Below are 14,965 nucleotides of genomic sequence, written 5' to 3'. Positions count from 1 at the left end.
GCCTCGCCAATTTCCAACCAAAATGGAGGTAATCTTGCGCCGCATCACACCCGCGACGTCCGAGGACGGACAAGCCATTGCGATTGCCGTTGAACGCCTGCGCGAAGCCCGTAACCTGCTGCGCAGGGCGGGCGCGCGCCGCGCGGCATCGGCAGCAGGTCAGGCCATCAACAGCGCCGAAGGCGCCGCGCGGCACGTCGCGCACAGAATGCGGAGGACACACGCATGAGCAGGCACATTCTCCCGCCCAAGGCCGGCCATCCCGACGTCATCTGCGCGGCGGTAGGCTGGGACCGACCGCTCCAGACCTATTATGCTCAGGTGTGCTTTCGCACCGATGATGAGCCCGATGAAGGGGAAGCGCTGATCTGGCGGGGCACGGAACCGGGCGAGCTTCCCACGCCCGAGGCCGCGATCGCCGTTATCACGCCCTATGCGGAAATCCCGCCGAGGCTTGCCGAACAGCTCCTCGCCGACATGACCGCGACGATCGGCGAGAAGGATGGCCGGCACCAGGCCGAGGTCAAGCGGCGGCTGTTCGGCTCGATTCATTAGGATCGGGCCGTTCGAGGCAGAAACGCTTGCGCCCGGGTTTCGCCTCGATACCCTCTGCGCGCGGAGAAAACCGATGACGTCCGTACCGACAGATTATGATTCCGCCCGTGCGGCGCTGACACGGCTTATCCCGCTCGCCATGGGCGACACCGGGCAGGCGCGCCGCGTCGCGAACTTTCTGATGGCCTGGTGGAATGGCCCGGAGCTTGGTCATTTCGAGATCGCCGACATGTTCGGCCTCGACATCGACGTGGCAAACGACATCACGAGCGTGATCGGCTTTCTCGGCCAGAACGACCGCGGCGCCGTCTATATCGACGGTCTCGGTTTCGCCGAAGAGATGCAGGATGTCATTGCCCTGTGGCGGCCATCGGCAAGCGCTCCCCAGACTTGACACGCATCGCGTGATTGCGAGGCCCTGAAGTACCCGACGGCGCCGAAGTGGCGCGTCGGAGCGGCGCTGGCGCGCCTTACTCGGCCGAACGGCCGAGGAGAGGAGCGGGTGAGAGAAGGTGTTCGGACAAGGGGTTCGAGCGCACTTTCTCAGGAGACTTCCCATGAACATCGGCACCATCACCCAGAACGCCAGCGGCACCTACACCGGCAAAATCTCGACGCTCACGGTCGCGATCGTCATCGCCCTTCGCACCGTCCATTCCGCCAATCCGCGTGCGCCCAAGTTCGAGATCCTCGCGCTCTCGGCGGCACGCCAGTGGGTCCAGGTCGGCTCACTGTTCGAGCTGGCGTCCAATGCGACCGGCGAAATGTTCCTCAACGGCAAGATCGAGGATCCCAGCCTCGACAAGCCGCTCTACATCTCGGCGTTCCGTCAGGACGACGGCTCGTACAACATCGTCTGGTCGCGTCCCAACCGCCGCCGCGATGCGCCGACCGACACCGCCCCGGCCGACGACAGCCTGCCGCCGCTGCCCGGTGCGGACGAGCCGGCCAAGCCGAACGGCCTCGCCGGTACGGATGGCCTGGGTGAATCCTCGGCCGAGGGCGCGTTCGGCGGCGAGCCCGCGCAGGGCAATGGCCGCCGTCGCCGCACGCCCGAGATGGCCGACTGACGATCCTCTCTCCCTGCCGCGCGCGTCCCTCCGGCGCGCGGCAACCCCGCAGGGCTCGTTTGCCTCACGGCAAGCGGGCCCTGCCTTCGTTTCCCTGTGACCGTGTCCTCAGCTATCGTCCTCGCGCGCGCGACAGAGAGGACTTGAAATTTATCCGGAAACTCCGTACTTTCCGGACAGGAGAATCACCATGCCCCAGACTGTCAGTTCCGTTGAGGCGTCAAAGGCCTTCGGCCGCATCAGCCGCCAGGCGCTGGTTGCGCCCCTTACCATCACGCATCATGGCCACGATAGCCTCGTGTTGATGTCGGCCGCCGAATATCAGCGGCTCAAGCGGCGCGATCGCGAGGTCTTCACGTTGACTGACGTGCCGGAGGAAATCGTGGAGGGGGTTCGAGCGGCGCGAGCGCCGGCAGAAGCCGCTGCCTTCGATCACGAGGTCGAGTCCTGACGAGTGCAAATTCCCGATCCAGTTCCCGGCCTCGTAATTCGCTACTCGTATCTCTGGAGCCATGAAGCAAAGGCAGGTCACGAAGAAGGCAGCAAAGACCGTCCCTGCGCCGTGCTGCTCGCGACGACAAATAAGGCAGGCGCCAAGATGGTCACCATCCTGCCAGTGACCCATACGCCGCCGTCCGACACGAGCCTTGCCGTTGAAATTCCGCACGCGACGAAGGTTCGTCTCGGGCTCGATGATGATCGCTCGTGGGTCGTCCTCACGGAGCTCAACTATTTTCAATGGCCCGGGCCCGATCTTCGGACGGTGCCCGGCGATCCATTGGGCGAGGTTGCATACGGTCAGCTTCCAACCGCCTTCTACGAAACCATCCGCACCCGCTGGCTCGCCGCCTACGACGCCGGCAAGGTCACGCAGGTCAAGCGTACCTCCTGACCAGTATCGGCCGCGCCCGCATTTGCCACGCGGCGCGGATCATCGCGACTTCGGAGTGAGAACACATGGGAACGAACCAGCGGCACGGCAATCGGGCGGTGAGCACGGCCGAGACCTTGAGCGACAAGCAGCGGGCCGATCTCGCGGGCGCGCGACCTACGGACGAAGAGATCGCCGCCGACCGATGGGCTGATGAGCATGATACCGCGCGCGAAAGGTCCCGCCGCGCGAAACTCCGTCTGCCATTTCGCGCCTGAGGCCGCCGAGGCCGAGCAATACGAGGCTCTGCCCTCAATCCCGATCGCTGCGTCTAGCGGGCCTCGCCGAACGGGCTTGCCCGTCACCGATTGCTGAGCACGAACTCCTGAGGGCGCTCCGCCGCCGGCGCCGGGGTCAAGAGCAGCGCGCCGCGCGATCGTCCATCGGGTAGAGCCCCGCCGCGGCCAGCAGCCTTCCTTCGCCTGTTCCTGACACCTGCGGCGAGACGAAGACGTCCCGCAACCCCATCCGGTCGCCCGTGTTGCCGCTTCGCGGCTGCCCGCGCCAACTCCCTCCAGGGGTTCCCCTCCGCTGACGCTACGGTGCGGACCCTCTCCGCACGCCGCTCTTCGGTGTCACCGGCGGGAAGGCCGCTGGACCCAACGAGGAGCACTACCATGAACAACGTCAATCTCGCCGGCCGCGTCGCCAAGGACCCCGAGACCCGCGGCGCCGTCACCACCCTCATTGTCGCGACCGATCGCGTGAAGCTCAGGGACGGCAAGACCTATGTCGACGACGCCACCGGCTACACCGCCAAAGAGACAGAGTTCCACAAGGTCACCTGCTTCAACGGCCTCGGCAAGGCCGGCGCCTCGCGCAAGAAGGGCGATGTCGTCGCCATCACCGGCCGGCTGCACTATTCGAGTTGGGAGGATCGCGACGGAGTCACCCGGTACGGCTGCGAGATCATCGCCGACAAGATCGACTTCTTCTGACCCGGTAGAGCGGCGCCTGCGGGCGCCGCCCTTCAGCTCAACTGGCCCGGGAAGTTCGCGCGTCGCCCCGTCTCGAGGTTGTGGACCATGTTCTCGACGCCGATCGCGTAGAACTCGCCGACATGGAAGCTCGCCCCATCCCGGAGCTTCCACTCCTGATCGGTGACGACCTTGATCACGCTGTTCACCAGCGCGATCACGTCCTGCTCCGCCAGCGGATAGAGGATCGGCTCGATCTGCCACAGGCGGTCGCCATGAATATCACGTTGCCGCAGGAGCTGCTGATAGACGGCGAGTTTCGCCACCAGCCCCGGTGGCTCATTGCCATGCAACAGTGCAGCATATCGCGATAGACGCTCCTCATAGTTCGCCTGAATCTGGGCCTTCACTCTTCATTCCTTCAACATTGCCTGCGGCGTCGGTGCTCGATCATTTGGCGCATCCCGGCCCTTCGACAGGCTCAGGCCGGGACCGGCGCTCTACTCGCCTGCGGCTCCCGGAGCCACGGCCTTGCCGCGTCTCCGCCCTGCCGGGTTACGATCACCTTGCGGGGGTGATGGGGAGGGGGTTTCTCCTGGGACAGTATGGAGCGATTTGCTGTTAACCCGGCCGCCGCGCGGCCGGGGCAAATCCAATTCTCTCTCTAACATCTCGGTATCAGACAAGCTTCATCGCCGTAGTGTGATGTGCCTTGGGGGGCTTTCTCAAGGATGCGCGGTCCCCCCAATTTTCCCGGGACCGTCGCTGCGCTCTGGCCCCAAGAAAATCGGTTCCCCCACGCCCCGCCGAGGCGGCGCGGGGACTTGTCCCCGCGTCCCTGACAAAGCCCCGTCGGCCCATCCGATGAGATTTCATCTTTCATCCAATCCCGGATGAGAGATCGACTTGTTCGGAGGCTTTTATGACTTCTTTCAACAATTTCGCCGACCTTGCCAGCTTCGTCGCCGCGTCGCGTGAAAATGACGGACTGACCCAGACCTACGAGGGCGCGTTCATCGAACATAGCGAGATGGCCAAGCTCAGCATCGTCGAAGCGCCCGAAGCACTTGACATGCCCGATCCCGAGCAGGTGCGGGCCGCCACCGAGATGATGATGCAGACCATGTTCGACGTGCTGCGCGACACCCGCATGGAGCCGTTTGCGGCCGATCTGGCGTGGGGTTTCGCCAACAGCTTCCATGTCGTGGCGAAGCGTATCGAGGGCCGCGAGGATGACGCCGCCAAGAAGCTCGGCGATCTCGCACGCAGCTATGATCCGTCCGAGATCTACGCGACCGAACTCGAAGACACCCAGCTCCTCTGCCAGACCCTCCAGGGTTGCCGCGAGGCGATGGAATGCATGCGCGACCATGCCGCCGAGGTCTATCGGGTCGAAACCGGCAAGCCCTTCTCGCCGGTGCGGGGAAGCCGGGTTTCCAGCGCGCTTACCGCATCGATGATCGAGGCCCGCGACTATCTTGCCTCGAAAGCCCGGGAGCGCCGCGAGCAGTTCGCCCCCGAAGGCCCGGTCGTGGCGTTCTCCGGTGGTCAGGTGTGGGAGGACGTGGACCTGCTCTGGAACGGTCTCGACAGCATCAAGGCACGCATCCCGGAGATGATCCTCGCGACCACCGCGCAAGCGAAGGGCTGCGATGCCGTGGCGCACGCATGGGCGGCATCGCGCGGCGTCAAGGTCATCCAGTTCCGCCTCGATCGCAGTCAGGGCAACCGCGCCGCCTTCGTCCGCAATGACCGCATTCTCGGTCTCAAGCCGGTGGAAGCCGTCATCTGCGAAGGCTCGGGCATCCAGCAGAACCTCGCCCAGAAGCTGCGGCAGGCGGGGGTGCCGCTGCACATCGTCCGCCTCGCGCACCAGCGCACCCAGCGCAGCGCGTGAGTGCTCGCTTGGAGGGGCTCCGGCTTCGGCCGGGGCCTCTCCATCTTTTTCTGCGTGGACATGCGGCGCTCAGGGGCATCGAGCCCCTTCGCGCCGCGGGGGACTGAGCGCTGGCGCGCTCGCGCAATGGCCACCATTCGCACCGACTTCGCCCCGCCAGGCGGCCAGAGGGGAGAAGGGACGGGTGCTGCGTTCAGCAAGGGAGGACGAGATGTCCATTGTGTTTCGCATCACCACATCGGCCGACCATCAGGAACGCCAGACCGCCGTCATCAACGCCCGCCAGCTCGCCGCCTTCCGGGAATTTCTGCGCGGCCAAGGCGAGCGTCTCGACATGACCCTGCTGGATCCAGATTTCGCGGAGGACGACTATCTCTCCTATCGGTTCGAGGCGCGTGTCTGCCCGCTGGCGCTCGCCAGCATCGCACGCATCTTCGACTATCAGACCGATGTCATCACGGTGCTGGATGAGGCCCAGTTTCGCGGCCGCCGGGTCAGCGTCTATCGCGAGGGCGACACTGGCCCGATCACCCTGTCGGTCGGGCTGACCTCCGATCTCGGCCTCGAACTCGATCTGGCCTATCAGAATGCGTTCGCGCTGCTCGAAGGGCTTGGACTGCGACCGGAGAGCGTCGGCGAAATCCCGGTCGACAATGTCCGTGCCCGCCTCGCTGATCCCGCGATCCGGCGCAGCGTCGAAGCGCAGGGTGCAGCCCCATACCTGTCCCGGCTCGACCGCCTGATCGCGACCGGAGATCTTGACGACAGTTCCCGTCTGGAATGGGCATAGCCTCCGCCCGGACCAGACGTCGCGAAGGGGCGCGTCGCCGCGCGCGGCGCGCCCCGCAATGCCGCTGCGAGCCTATGCCGCGACCGGCGTTCGCGGTGTCAGCAGGGTATCGATCGCGCGCTGCAATTGGTCGGCGGCATCGACATCGTTTGTCGCCGCCAGATACTCTTTGGCCTGCCGCATCAATGCCAGCGCAAGCGCCCGTGTCACCGTCGGGTCCGTCTCCGAGAGGTCCATATCGCTACCTCGAGCGCGGTCCATCCTCGCGAGCTTCCGGGCCGTCGCTCCTCCCCGGAGAGCTCCCGCGCCGTGCGCGGGAGCCGGGGCTGGTAACACGTCGAGACATGCGCCTACGCTTTTAGTGCCAAGGCACCTGGACATGTGCGCAGGCACCCCGGCGTGAGATCACACCGAGCTGCCTTTCTCGACGGGATTACCAGTCCCGGCGCCGCAGCCTTCGCAGCGCAATCCGGCGCCTAACACAGACCTCCTGTGACACCAAGGCGAAGTCGTTTCGGCCCTGTCCAGCACCCTCCCGGATCAGTGGATTGTCCATCCGCTCCGCCCGCTGGCCGAGATCGGTGAAGGGTCCGTGCACGCCGTTCTCATAATTCGCAAAAGCCATGATGGGGCGGCGTTTCATCGTGACGACACCGGCTCGCTCGCGTGCCGCACGGACCCGTCGGTCCGCGCGCCGCTACGCCTTGCCGGAGGCGCTTCCCCGAGAGGAAAAATCTCTCACAGTCTTCCCATTCTGTCGGGCGGACGAGACCGTCTCAAGCCCGGCGGGGCCCCACCATTTTCTTCGGCGGATCGGGCGCTGCGCATCAATCTCGAACGACGGTGGCCGCCGAAGAAAATCGTGACCCCCACCGCCGCTTTGCGGTCGCCGGCAAGCCGGCGAGGCCTGACACGGTCCCGCCCGCCCGACGCCATTCCCCTGTCATTCAAGACGACAGGAGACGAACATGCAGACGATCACGAACATCGCCGCCGCCGATCAGCACGCCGCCTACTTCGCCGCCGTCGCCAATGCCGAGCGCCGCGCGATGCACAGCTACTTCGACCAGCATGTGGTCGAGGACGATGAGCTGGGGTTCCTCGCCATTGACGAGGGCGACTACGGCGCGCTCGGACAGGCGATGATCGACCGGATCGTCTACACCGCGCCGGGCGGCATCATCGACGAATTCTGAACGATAGGGGAGGGGCTGCGGCCTCTCCCCTTTTTTTGCTGGGAGAGGAACGGTCACGGGGGGCATCGAGCCCCCCATGACCGTGCCGCGGCGTTGCCGCGGCGGGGGATGATTCAGGCCTTGAGCCGCTTTTCGACTTCCTCGAAACCCAGTGTCTTGATGCGGGCCGTCAGATCGGCGAGCCGCTTAGGTTCAAGCTTCAGCAGTCCGGATTTCTCGATCGTCGCGATCGCCTGCTCGCGCTCTTTCTCTTCGAGCTTCCTGCGCCGCTCTTCCAGCCGGCGCTGATCCTCTTCGAGAGCCTGTCTCTCCTGTTCCAGTGTCTTTGCCATAGGTGCCTCTTGTGAAGGCTAATCGGGCTATGAACTGGCTGAACATAGCGCTGGTTGGTGAGGGCAGGAAGAAGAAGATTCATGGGGCTGGGCGCATCGGGCCTGCGCCCGACGACGGCTCTATTCGCTAGGGCTCCCGATGCCCTTCAGGCAACGAGAGCCCAACCTCACGGAGCCAAGGCATGCGCCTTGTCTCCGCCCTTCGGGTCACGATCCTCGCCTTTCCAACGCGGCCCTTTGGCCGACGTTGATGCTGCGCATCGGGGCTTTTCGCGCCCTGATCGGATCGGTGACACCGGCCTCGCGCGTTCCGCCTCACGGCGGCGCGTACCTCGCCGGTCCCGGCAACCGGCTCCTCTCCGACGACATCGTAACAGGCCCAGGGACAGGGGATCGGGCTCTTGGGATTAGCACACCCTACGCACCTGAAGGTGCATGAGTTCCGTTGTTTCACAACGGGTTAGCGCGGAAGGAAAGGAGACTACGTTGTAGTACGAGCTGGTGGGCGGGCAAAAACGGCGGAAATCAGCCATTCGCGCGTAGTCTGTGAGACTACGGCCTGCTGGTCCATGACGATCAACTTGCCGGAACCGGGCCGCTCGGCTATAAATAGAGCCATTCTTCAGTCCCCACCAGCCTCCCTGCTAGGAGGTTGGTCTTGGCTACCAGTTACCGGCATTACAACGTCCGCCTGGAGCGCGCCCAATGGGACCGCCTCAGCGTGATCGCCGCCGAACAGAAATTGAGCGTCGCCGACGTCATCCGGTCGGCCCTCAATGTCTTCCTTTCATCCTCCGACGTGCTGACCGCGAGCCAGCGCCGCCTGGCCCGGATCAGCGAGTTCCAGCAGCTCGTGCTCGACGTCATTCTGCGCGAGCAATATCCTGAGCTTCGCGACCGCCTCGTTGCCGAAACCGACAAGCGCCTGGTGCAATATCATGGCGCGTGAGGACATCCGCTCGAACGGGAAAAACATCCCGCTGACCCACCACTCTGCGCGCGGCCGCGTGCAGCGAAACTCGGGCAATTTCACCCGCGGCTCACAGCTTCTCACCCACGAGATGCTGATGTGGTTTTCGGGCGCGCGGCTGCCCATCATGGTCTGGTTCTTCGCCTTCCTCGCGGCCTGGTTCGTCATCCTCTCGATCCGCCTCGACGAGCACGGATTCCAGCTCGTCTGCATGAAGATCTATTCGGCGCTCTGGAACTGGGTCGACCTCAATCCCAACAAGCGCGTCAACGTCACCCTGCCCAATGGCGAGATCTACAAAACGGTCATGCCCGTGGTGCCCTATATCCCGGCCGTGCAGCAGGCCTGGGAGACCACCATCCGGGCGCTGATCGGCTCGATCCTCGTCTCGGTTTTCGTGGTCGCGCCACTCACCATCTGGTTCGTCGACATCTCGCGCAGGCGTGGGCGTTCGATCCTTCAGGAACGCCATGAGCGCGGCGCCATGCTGGTCGATCGCGCCGTGCTGGTCTCCGAAATCGCGCAGCACAATGCGGAAAAATTCGCGGAGGACGCGCGCGAGTTCTTCCCCGGCCGCTCGTCCGCCGCCGTGCTCAAATTGCCGTTCGCGACACGGAAGGCGGGCGGCATCCACCATCCCTATACGCTCGCCGGCATCCCCTATCCGCACCGCCTCGAGCAGTCCCATTCCATGCTGATCGGCACCACCGGCGCGGGCAAGACCACCGAGCTCAGGAGTCTGGTCAGCCAGATGCGCCAGCGCCAGGACAGCGCCGTGATCTTCGATCTCACCGGCGCCTATGTCGAAGCCTTCTACGATCCCATGCGCGACACGATCCTGAACCCGATGGACCAGCGCTGCCCGGCCTGGTCGATCTTCAACGACTGCTCGACCTACAGCCATTTCACGTCGGCCGCCGCGGCGCTCATTCCCTCCGATGGCGGCTCGTCCGAGCCCTTCTGGGCGCTCGCGGCCCGCACCCTGTTCATCGAGATGTGCGTCCGGCTTCAGGAGCGCGGCCAGACCACCAACCTGGCGCTCGCCGAGAACCTGATGACCGCCGATTTGAAGCGGGTGCATCGCTTCCTCGCGAACACCATCGCCGACCCGCTGACCGCCCCGGAAGCGGCCCGCATGGCGGAATCGATCCGCGCCGTCTTCAACACCAATGCGCAGGTCCTGCGTTTCCTGCCCGACGAAGGAGAGCCGTTCTCGATCCGGCACTGGATGACCACCGAGCGCGCGCCCGGATCGATCCTGTTCGTCACCTCCGACTACGACGATCTGGAGATGAACCGGCCGCTGCTGACGCTCTGGATGAACATCGCCATCACCAGCCTCATGACGCTGCCGCGCACGCGCAGCTTGCGGACCTGGTTCATGTTCGATGAGGTCGGCGCGCTGCACCGCCTGCCTGCGATCGAGAAGGGCCTGCAGACCGCGCGGAACTTCGGCGGCGCAATGATCCTGGGGCTCCACAGCTTCCAGAAGCTGGTCGAGGTCTATGGCGAGGAAGGCGCGCGAAATCTCGCCTCGCTCGCCCGCTCCAAGCTCATCCTCGCGACCAGCGAGTTCAAGACCGCCGAGGAGTGCTCGCAGTACATCGGCAACCGCGAAGTGCGGCAGATGGATGAGGCCTATAGCTACGGCTACAACAACAATCGCGACGCCTCGACCCTGACTCCGCGCAAGCAGGTCGAGCCCCTCGTGATCCCCGACGACATCACCAACCTGCCCTCGATGCACGGGTTCGTGAAATTCCCCGACGGTTTCCCGGCCGCGCGCATCCTTCTCGAATGGAAGAACTACCCCATCGTGGCGCCGGGCTTCCTGAAGCGTCCCGTGATGCAGCCCGTCCGGTCCAAGCGCGGGGAGGAGATTTTCGACGAGGAGGGCGGTGAGGCCGGCGGCAGGGACGGCGCCGTCCAGATCGTGGATGAGGTGGTCGAGCCAACCAATCTTGCGAAGGAAATGGCGGCGCGGATCCTGCAGTCGCCGAGCGAGGACCAGGCCGCCGAAACCCATCGTACCGCCCCGCGTAGCGATGACCGGCCGGTGCCCCCGCAGGCGAAGGGAGCGGGCGGCGGCAAGGAGGACGGCGCGCGCGGCAGGGACGCCCAGCAGGAGACCGGCCAGCGGCCCGCCGACGACCGGCGCGGACCGTCACCGCAGGCGCCGCAAGTCGAGGATCAGACCCTCATCGAACTGCGTCAGGGCTTCGCCGCGGGCCGTGACCAGGACGATCTCGACATGGGGATCTGATCCATGCTCTCGGTCGCCGCCGTCCGTTCCGCATCAGGCGCCGCGAACTATTTCGCGAAGGACGACTTCAAGGACAATTACTACACGGCCGATGGCTCCTCCGAGGTCAGTGCCTGGGGCGGGGCAGGGGCCGAAGCCCTCGCGCTTGAAGGCGAAGTCAGCCGCGAAAGCTTCGAGCAGATTCTGAGCGGCGTCCTGCCGAGCGGAGAGGGCGTCGCCCAGGTCGAAAACCGGCGCAACGGTGTCGACCTCACCTTCTCCGCGCCCAAGTCCGTGTCGGTCATGGCCTATGTCGCCGGCGACAAGCGGGTGCTCGCCGCCAACATGGTCGCGGTCCAGAAAACCATGGCCTGGGTCGAGAAGAATCTCGCCGAAGGGCGCAAGGACGTCGAGGGTCGCAAGGTGCCGGTGCCGACCGGCAAGCTCGTCTATGCGCTGTTCCAGCACGACACCAGTCGCGCGCTCGATCCGCAGGCCCATGTCCACTCCGTCATCGCCAATCTGACCCAGATGCCCGACGGCAAATGGCAGGCGCTGCACGCCGACAAGATCTGGTCGAATAACGCGGTCGTCGGGGCGATCTACCACGCCTACCTGCGCGCCGGGCTGGAGAAGCTCGGCTACCAGGTCGAGCTCAAGGGCAAGCACGGCACGTTCGAGATCATGGGCGTGCCCAAGGCGATCATCGATGCCTTCAGCCAACGGCGCGAGGCGATCCTCGAGAAGGCGGCCGAGCTCGGCATCGTCTCGGCCAAGGGGCGCGACGGCGTGACCACCACCACCCGCGATCCCAAGCTCAATGTCGAGGACCGCGACGGGCTCCTCAAAGGATGGATCGACAAGGCGGCGGAGCTCGGGTTCGACGGCAAAGGACTGCTCGCCTCGGCGCTGGCCCGGGCAGGGCAGGGCGCCGCCGACAACAAGCTGGAGCGGGGCTTCCGGGCGGTCACCGACGCGATCGCCGGCGCGCGCGATCTCATCGGCGGCTTCCTTCGCTCGCCCGATCCGCTGATCGACAGCGGCCTTGCCCGCGCCACCAAATCGCCGGCCGTCGCCCGGACGCAATTGGCGGTAGCCTCGGCCGTCCGCATCCTCGCCGAACGCGAGGCGGCGTTCGACGTCAACAAGCTCTCCAAGACCGCGCTGGACCTCGGCCTGAAGGGCGTCACCATCGAGACGGTCGAGCACCGGATCGAGCAGCTCTACGACAACCGCCAGCTAATCCCCGGTGTCGCCCGCGCCGGCGACAAGGGCGTCCGGATGGTGACCACCCAGGAGGCGCTGCGCACCGAGGAAGCCGTTCTCAAGGCGGTCGATGCGGGCGTGGGCAAGGCGGTGCCGATACTCCCCGCGCAGGATGGGCCCGCCCGCCTGCAGGAGGTCGCCGATCGCCCGCTCAATGCGGGGCAGCTCGCAGCCGCGACCCTGATCCTCTCCTCCGAAGATCGGACCGTGACTGTCCAGGGCGTCGCCGGCGCCGGGAAGTCGACCATGCTGCAGGCGGTTGCCCGGATCGCGGAAGGCGAAGGCAAGGATGTGCTGGGCCTGGCCTTCCAGAACAAGATGGTCGCCGACCTCGCCGAAGGGGCCGGGATCAAGAGCCAGACGATCGCCTCGTTCGTGCTCGCCAACGAGCGCTACCTGACCGAGCGCGATACGCCGCGCTACGAGGAGGCGCGCGAGCGGCTCGGCGGCGCGATGCTGGTCGTGGACGAGACCTCGATGGTCTCCAGCGCCGACATGCTGAAGCTTCACAGCATCGTCGAGGCGCTCGGCATCGACAAGCTCGTGCTGGTTGGCGATCGCCAGCAGCTCTCCTCGATCGACGCCGGCAAGTCCTTCGCGATGATCCAGGCCGCCGGCGGCACGATGGCCCGAATGGACGAGAATATCCGTCAGCGGACCGACACGCTGCGCACCGTCGCCGCGCTCGCCAATGTCGGTAAGGCGGGCGAGGCGATGAAGGTGCTGGGCGATAACGTCCACGAAAGCGCGAACCCGCCCGAAGAGGCCGCCGACAGGTGGCTCGCGCTGGGGGCGGACGACCGTGCCGCGACCCAGGTGTTTGCGTCTGGCCGGGAGTCCCGCGCCATCATCAACCAGCGCATCCAGGACGGCCTTGCCGCCGAGGGCACCGTGCGGGGCGAGGGCATCCATCTCATCGTCTATGACCGCGTGAACCTGACCCGCGAGGAGCTTCGCTACGCCGCCAGCTATCGGCCCGGCCTCACCCTCGATGTCGGCCGCGGCGGCGCGCAGGACGTCGGGCTCGCGCAGGGACGCTATGACGTCTCCAGGGTGCTGCCCTCGGGCAAGGTCGAACTGGTCGATGGGCGCCGCAAGATTCGCTTCGACCCGCAGCGCCTCTCGCCCACCGAAAAGCGGGACCGGCTCGAACTCACCGAGAAGAAGGATCTGCATGTCCGCGAGGGGGATCGCATCCGCTGGACCGCGAACGACAAGCCGCGCGACCTGCACAACGCGGCGCTCGCCCGGATCATCTCGGCCGATGCCTCGGGCATCACCGTCGAGACGGCGGGCAATCAGACCCTGACATTGGCGCCGGGCGATCCGATGCTCTCGCGTTTGGACCTCGCCTACGCGCTCAACATGCACATGGCGCAGGGCATCACCACCGACAAGGCGATCACGGTCATGGACAGCCATGAGCGCAACCTGTCGAACCAGCGCCTGTTCAATGTGGGCGTGACGCGGGTGCGCGACGAACTCACCATGATCGTGGACGATAAGGAAAAGCTCGAACGCCAGCTCGACCACAATGCCGGCAACAAGACCTCGGCCCTAGAGACGGTCGGCCGCCTCGATATCGACGGCAAGAAGGGCGGCGCCAAGCCGGTGAAGTTCGATCCCGGCCCGATCGACGGGATCAACCTCGCGGATCAGCCGGACATCCTCGCTGATCTTCCCCCCATTCCGGACGGGCCGCTTGAGCCCGCAGCACCGATCAAGGGCGACGGCCTCAAGGCGCCCCCGGATCTCAAGCCCGAAAAGGCAGACCTGCTGCCGCCGCTGCCCGAGCGCAGCCTGGGCCTTGATCTTTGATGACGAACGGTCGGCGCGGTGCCGGCTGAAAGCAAGGAGAGTGACGATGGCATGGGATTTTGACGAAGGCGGCAAGTTCGGCAGCGAGAAGGCCGCCGAGGACTATGCCCGGCGCAACGGCCTCAGCAATGCGGACTTCCGCACCCGGCGCAAGGGTGATGAGGTCGAGCTGGAGATCCGCCGCTCCGCCATCGACGGCCGAAACCTTCGTGACGCGGGCGAAGGCCGCAAGGGCGGTTGGTTTTGATCCGGACGTCGGCGGCCCGGACATTCGGCAGGAGGCGGCTGTCCAATGGGCATCGATGATCGCGACTATATGCGAGCGCGCCACAGACAGCGCGCCAACCGGACGAGATGGAACGAGGGTAGGGGGCGGATCGAGGCGGCCTGGCTTGATCCGCGCCACCAGCGATATCGCCGACAACCGTCTGCGGCGGCGATCGCTGTCCGTTTCGCCCTGCCGGTGCTGAGCCTGCTGCTGATCCTGATCCCATTCTATGGGGACGCGCAGCGTCATGGCTGGATTCCTGATCTCGAGCCGGCGCAGCCGTTTCCGGAGAGCGGGTCGGTTACGGTTGGGGCCAATGTTATCGGTCTGATCAAACGCAGCAATCTCACGATCGAGGCAGCCGATTCCAACACGGTGGTGCAATTGGTGGACCCGGATACGAACGCCCATGCACTGTCGATCTATGTTGCCGCCAATGACCGGGTGTCCCTGCCGGTGCCTGCGGGTACGTACCGGGTCCGCCTGATCGAGGGGCGGAAGTGGCACGGCGCGAAGCGCTATTTCGGGCCGAACACATCCTACGAGACGGTGGCCAGTCTGATAGAGTTCACGCCGACGATGGGTCACGTCATCGACCTGCATCGTCGGCCCGGCGGCAATCTGGAGACGCGGATGATGGGCTCTCGACCAGCGCCGCTTTGACCGGGGCGGCCCGCCCCACCAGAACCTAAGATGCCATCAATGACACTTTA

At 65.5% G+C, this 14,965-nt stretch carries 19 protein-coding genes; 16 read left to right on the top strand and 3 right to left on the bottom strand.

Annotation, left to right across the window (positions count from 1 at the left end):
* Nucleotides 1-34: 34 nt before the first annotated feature.
* The 8 genes from FFS08_RS19925 to FFS08_RS19890 all read left to right on the top strand — a co-directional run bounded on the left by FFS08_RS19925 (nt 35) and on the right by FFS08_RS19890 (nt 3,494).
* On the top strand, nt 35-229 hold the full coding sequence (locus tag FFS08_RS19925) for a hypothetical protein (RefSeq protein WP_083216155.1): 195 nt from the start codon (nt 35-37) through the stop codon (nt 227-229).
* On the top strand, nt 226-555 hold the full coding sequence (locus FFS08_RS19920; RefSeq protein ID WP_062787874.1) for a hypothetical protein: 330 nt from the start codon (nt 226-228) through the stop codon (nt 553-555). The genes FFS08_RS19925 and FFS08_RS19920 overlap by 4 nt, the downstream gene beginning before the upstream one ends.
* Nucleotides 556-628: 73 nt before the next feature.
* Nucleotides 629-949 carry a DUF7673 family protein gene (locus FFS08_RS19915; protein WP_030090587.1) on the top strand — a complete coding sequence of 107 codons (321 nt, stop codon included), beginning with the start codon at nt 629-631 and terminating at the stop codon, nt 947-949.
* Between the two features lie 163 nt (nt 950-1,112).
* Nucleotides 1,113-1,625, top strand: coding sequence for a DUF736 domain-containing protein (locus FFS08_RS19910; protein ID WP_062787872.1), 513 nt, complete (start codon nt 1,113-1,115; stop codon nt 1,623-1,625).
* Between the two features lie 190 nt (nt 1,626-1,815).
* A complete protein-coding gene (locus FFS08_RS19905; RefSeq protein WP_037505398.1) occupies nt 1,816-2,076 on the top strand; it encodes a type II toxin-antitoxin system Phd/YefM family antitoxin in 261 nt (86 codons plus the stop codon).
* 3 nt (nt 2,077-2,079) lie between these two features.
* Complete coding sequence (locus tag FFS08_RS19900) at nt 2,080-2,517, top strand: hypothetical protein (protein ID WP_030090590.1); 438 nt, start codon at nt 2,080-2,082, stop codon at nt 2,515-2,517.
* A gap of 65 nt (nt 2,518-2,582) precedes the next feature.
* On the top strand, nt 2,583-2,774 hold the full coding sequence (locus tag FFS08_RS19895; RefSeq protein WP_062787870.1) for a hypothetical protein: 192 nt from the start codon (nt 2,583-2,585) through the stop codon (nt 2,772-2,774).
* 399 nt (nt 2,775-3,173) lie between these two features.
* Nucleotides 3,174-3,494: a single-stranded DNA-binding protein gene (locus FFS08_RS19890; protein ID WP_062787869.1), complete on the top strand. Its 321-nt coding sequence runs from the start codon at nt 3,174-3,176 to the stop codon at nt 3,492-3,494.
* 32 nt (nt 3,495-3,526) lie between these two features.
* Here FFS08_RS19890 and FFS08_RS19885 read toward each other — a convergent pair whose 3' ends face one another.
* A complete protein-coding gene (locus tag FFS08_RS19885; protein WP_066703409.1) occupies nt 3,527-3,883 on the bottom strand; it encodes a hypothetical protein in 357 nt (118 codons plus the stop codon).
* Between the two features lie 512 nt (nt 3,884-4,395).
* On the opposite strand from FFS08_RS19885, the gene FFS08_RS19880 reads away from it, so the two are divergent.
* Nucleotides 4,396-5,370 (top strand): DUF2493 domain-containing protein, encoded by a 975-nt coding sequence (locus FFS08_RS19880; RefSeq protein ID WP_030090592.1) that lies wholly within the window; start codon nt 4,396-4,398, stop codon nt 5,368-5,370.
* A 184-nt stretch (nt 5,371-5,554) separates the two neighbouring features.
* Nucleotides 5,555-6,160, top strand: coding sequence for a hypothetical protein (locus FFS08_RS19875; protein WP_349290417.1), 606 nt, complete (start codon nt 5,555-5,557; stop codon nt 6,158-6,160).
* Nucleotides 6,161-6,232: 72 nt separating this feature from the next.
* On the opposite strand, the gene FFS08_RS23650 is transcribed toward FFS08_RS19875, so the two are convergent.
* Nucleotides 6,233-6,397, bottom strand: a complete 165-nt coding sequence (locus tag FFS08_RS23650; RefSeq protein ID WP_157077779.1) for a hypothetical protein — start codon at nt 6,395-6,397, stop codon at nt 6,233-6,235.
* Between the two features lie 731 nt (nt 6,398-7,128).
* On the opposite strand from FFS08_RS23650, the gene FFS08_RS19870 reads away from it, so the two are divergent.
* Complete coding sequence (locus FFS08_RS19870) at nt 7,129-7,356, top strand: hypothetical protein (RefSeq protein WP_062787863.1); 228 nt, start codon at nt 7,129-7,131, stop codon at nt 7,354-7,356.
* Nucleotides 7,357-7,469: 113 nt separating this feature from the next.
* Here the strand turns inward: FFS08_RS19870 and FFS08_RS19865 are convergent, their stop codons facing one another.
* A complete protein-coding gene (locus FFS08_RS19865) occupies nt 7,470-7,688 on the bottom strand; it encodes a hypothetical protein (protein WP_030090596.1) in 219 nt (72 codons plus the stop codon).
* Between the two features lie 658 nt (nt 7,689-8,346).
* Between FFS08_RS19865 and FFS08_RS19860 the strand changes: the two genes are divergently transcribed.
* From FFS08_RS19860 to FFS08_RS19840, 5 genes are read left to right on the top strand one after another with little or no spacing between them, the layout of a single operon-like run.
* Nucleotides 8,347-8,637, top strand: a complete 291-nt coding sequence (locus FFS08_RS19860; protein WP_030090597.1) for a hypothetical protein — start codon at nt 8,347-8,349, stop codon at nt 8,635-8,637.
* A complete protein-coding gene (locus FFS08_RS19855) occupies nt 8,627-10,921 on the top strand; it encodes a type IV secretion system DNA-binding domain-containing protein (protein WP_030090598.1) in 2,295 nt (764 codons plus the stop codon). The genes FFS08_RS19860 and FFS08_RS19855 overlap by 11 nt, the downstream gene beginning before the upstream one ends.
* 3 nt (nt 10,922-10,924) lie before the next feature.
* Complete coding sequence (gene mobF / locus FFS08_RS19850; RefSeq protein WP_030090599.1) at nt 10,925-13,984, top strand: MobF family relaxase; 3,060 nt, start codon at nt 10,925-10,927, stop codon at nt 13,982-13,984.
* A gap of 46 nt (nt 13,985-14,030) precedes the next feature.
* Nucleotides 14,031-14,231, top strand: coding sequence for a hypothetical protein (locus tag FFS08_RS19845; RefSeq protein WP_066703418.1), 201 nt, complete (start codon nt 14,031-14,033; stop codon nt 14,229-14,231).
* A 45-nt stretch (nt 14,232-14,276) separates the two neighbouring features.
* Entirely contained in the window at nt 14,277-14,915 is a 639-nt protein-coding gene (locus tag FFS08_RS19840; protein ID WP_070936293.1) for a hypothetical protein, read from the top strand.
* Nucleotides 14,916-14,965 lie beyond the last annotated feature (50 nt).

The organism is Sphingomonas sp. 1F27F7B (genome assembly GCF_005503355.1).
Lineage (GTDB): Bacteria > Pseudomonadota > Alphaproteobacteria > Sphingomonadales > Sphingomonadaceae > Sphingomonas.
The sequence above is the reverse complement of the archived record's forward strand: the minus strand, read 5'-3'. Positions and strand labels throughout refer to the sequence as shown.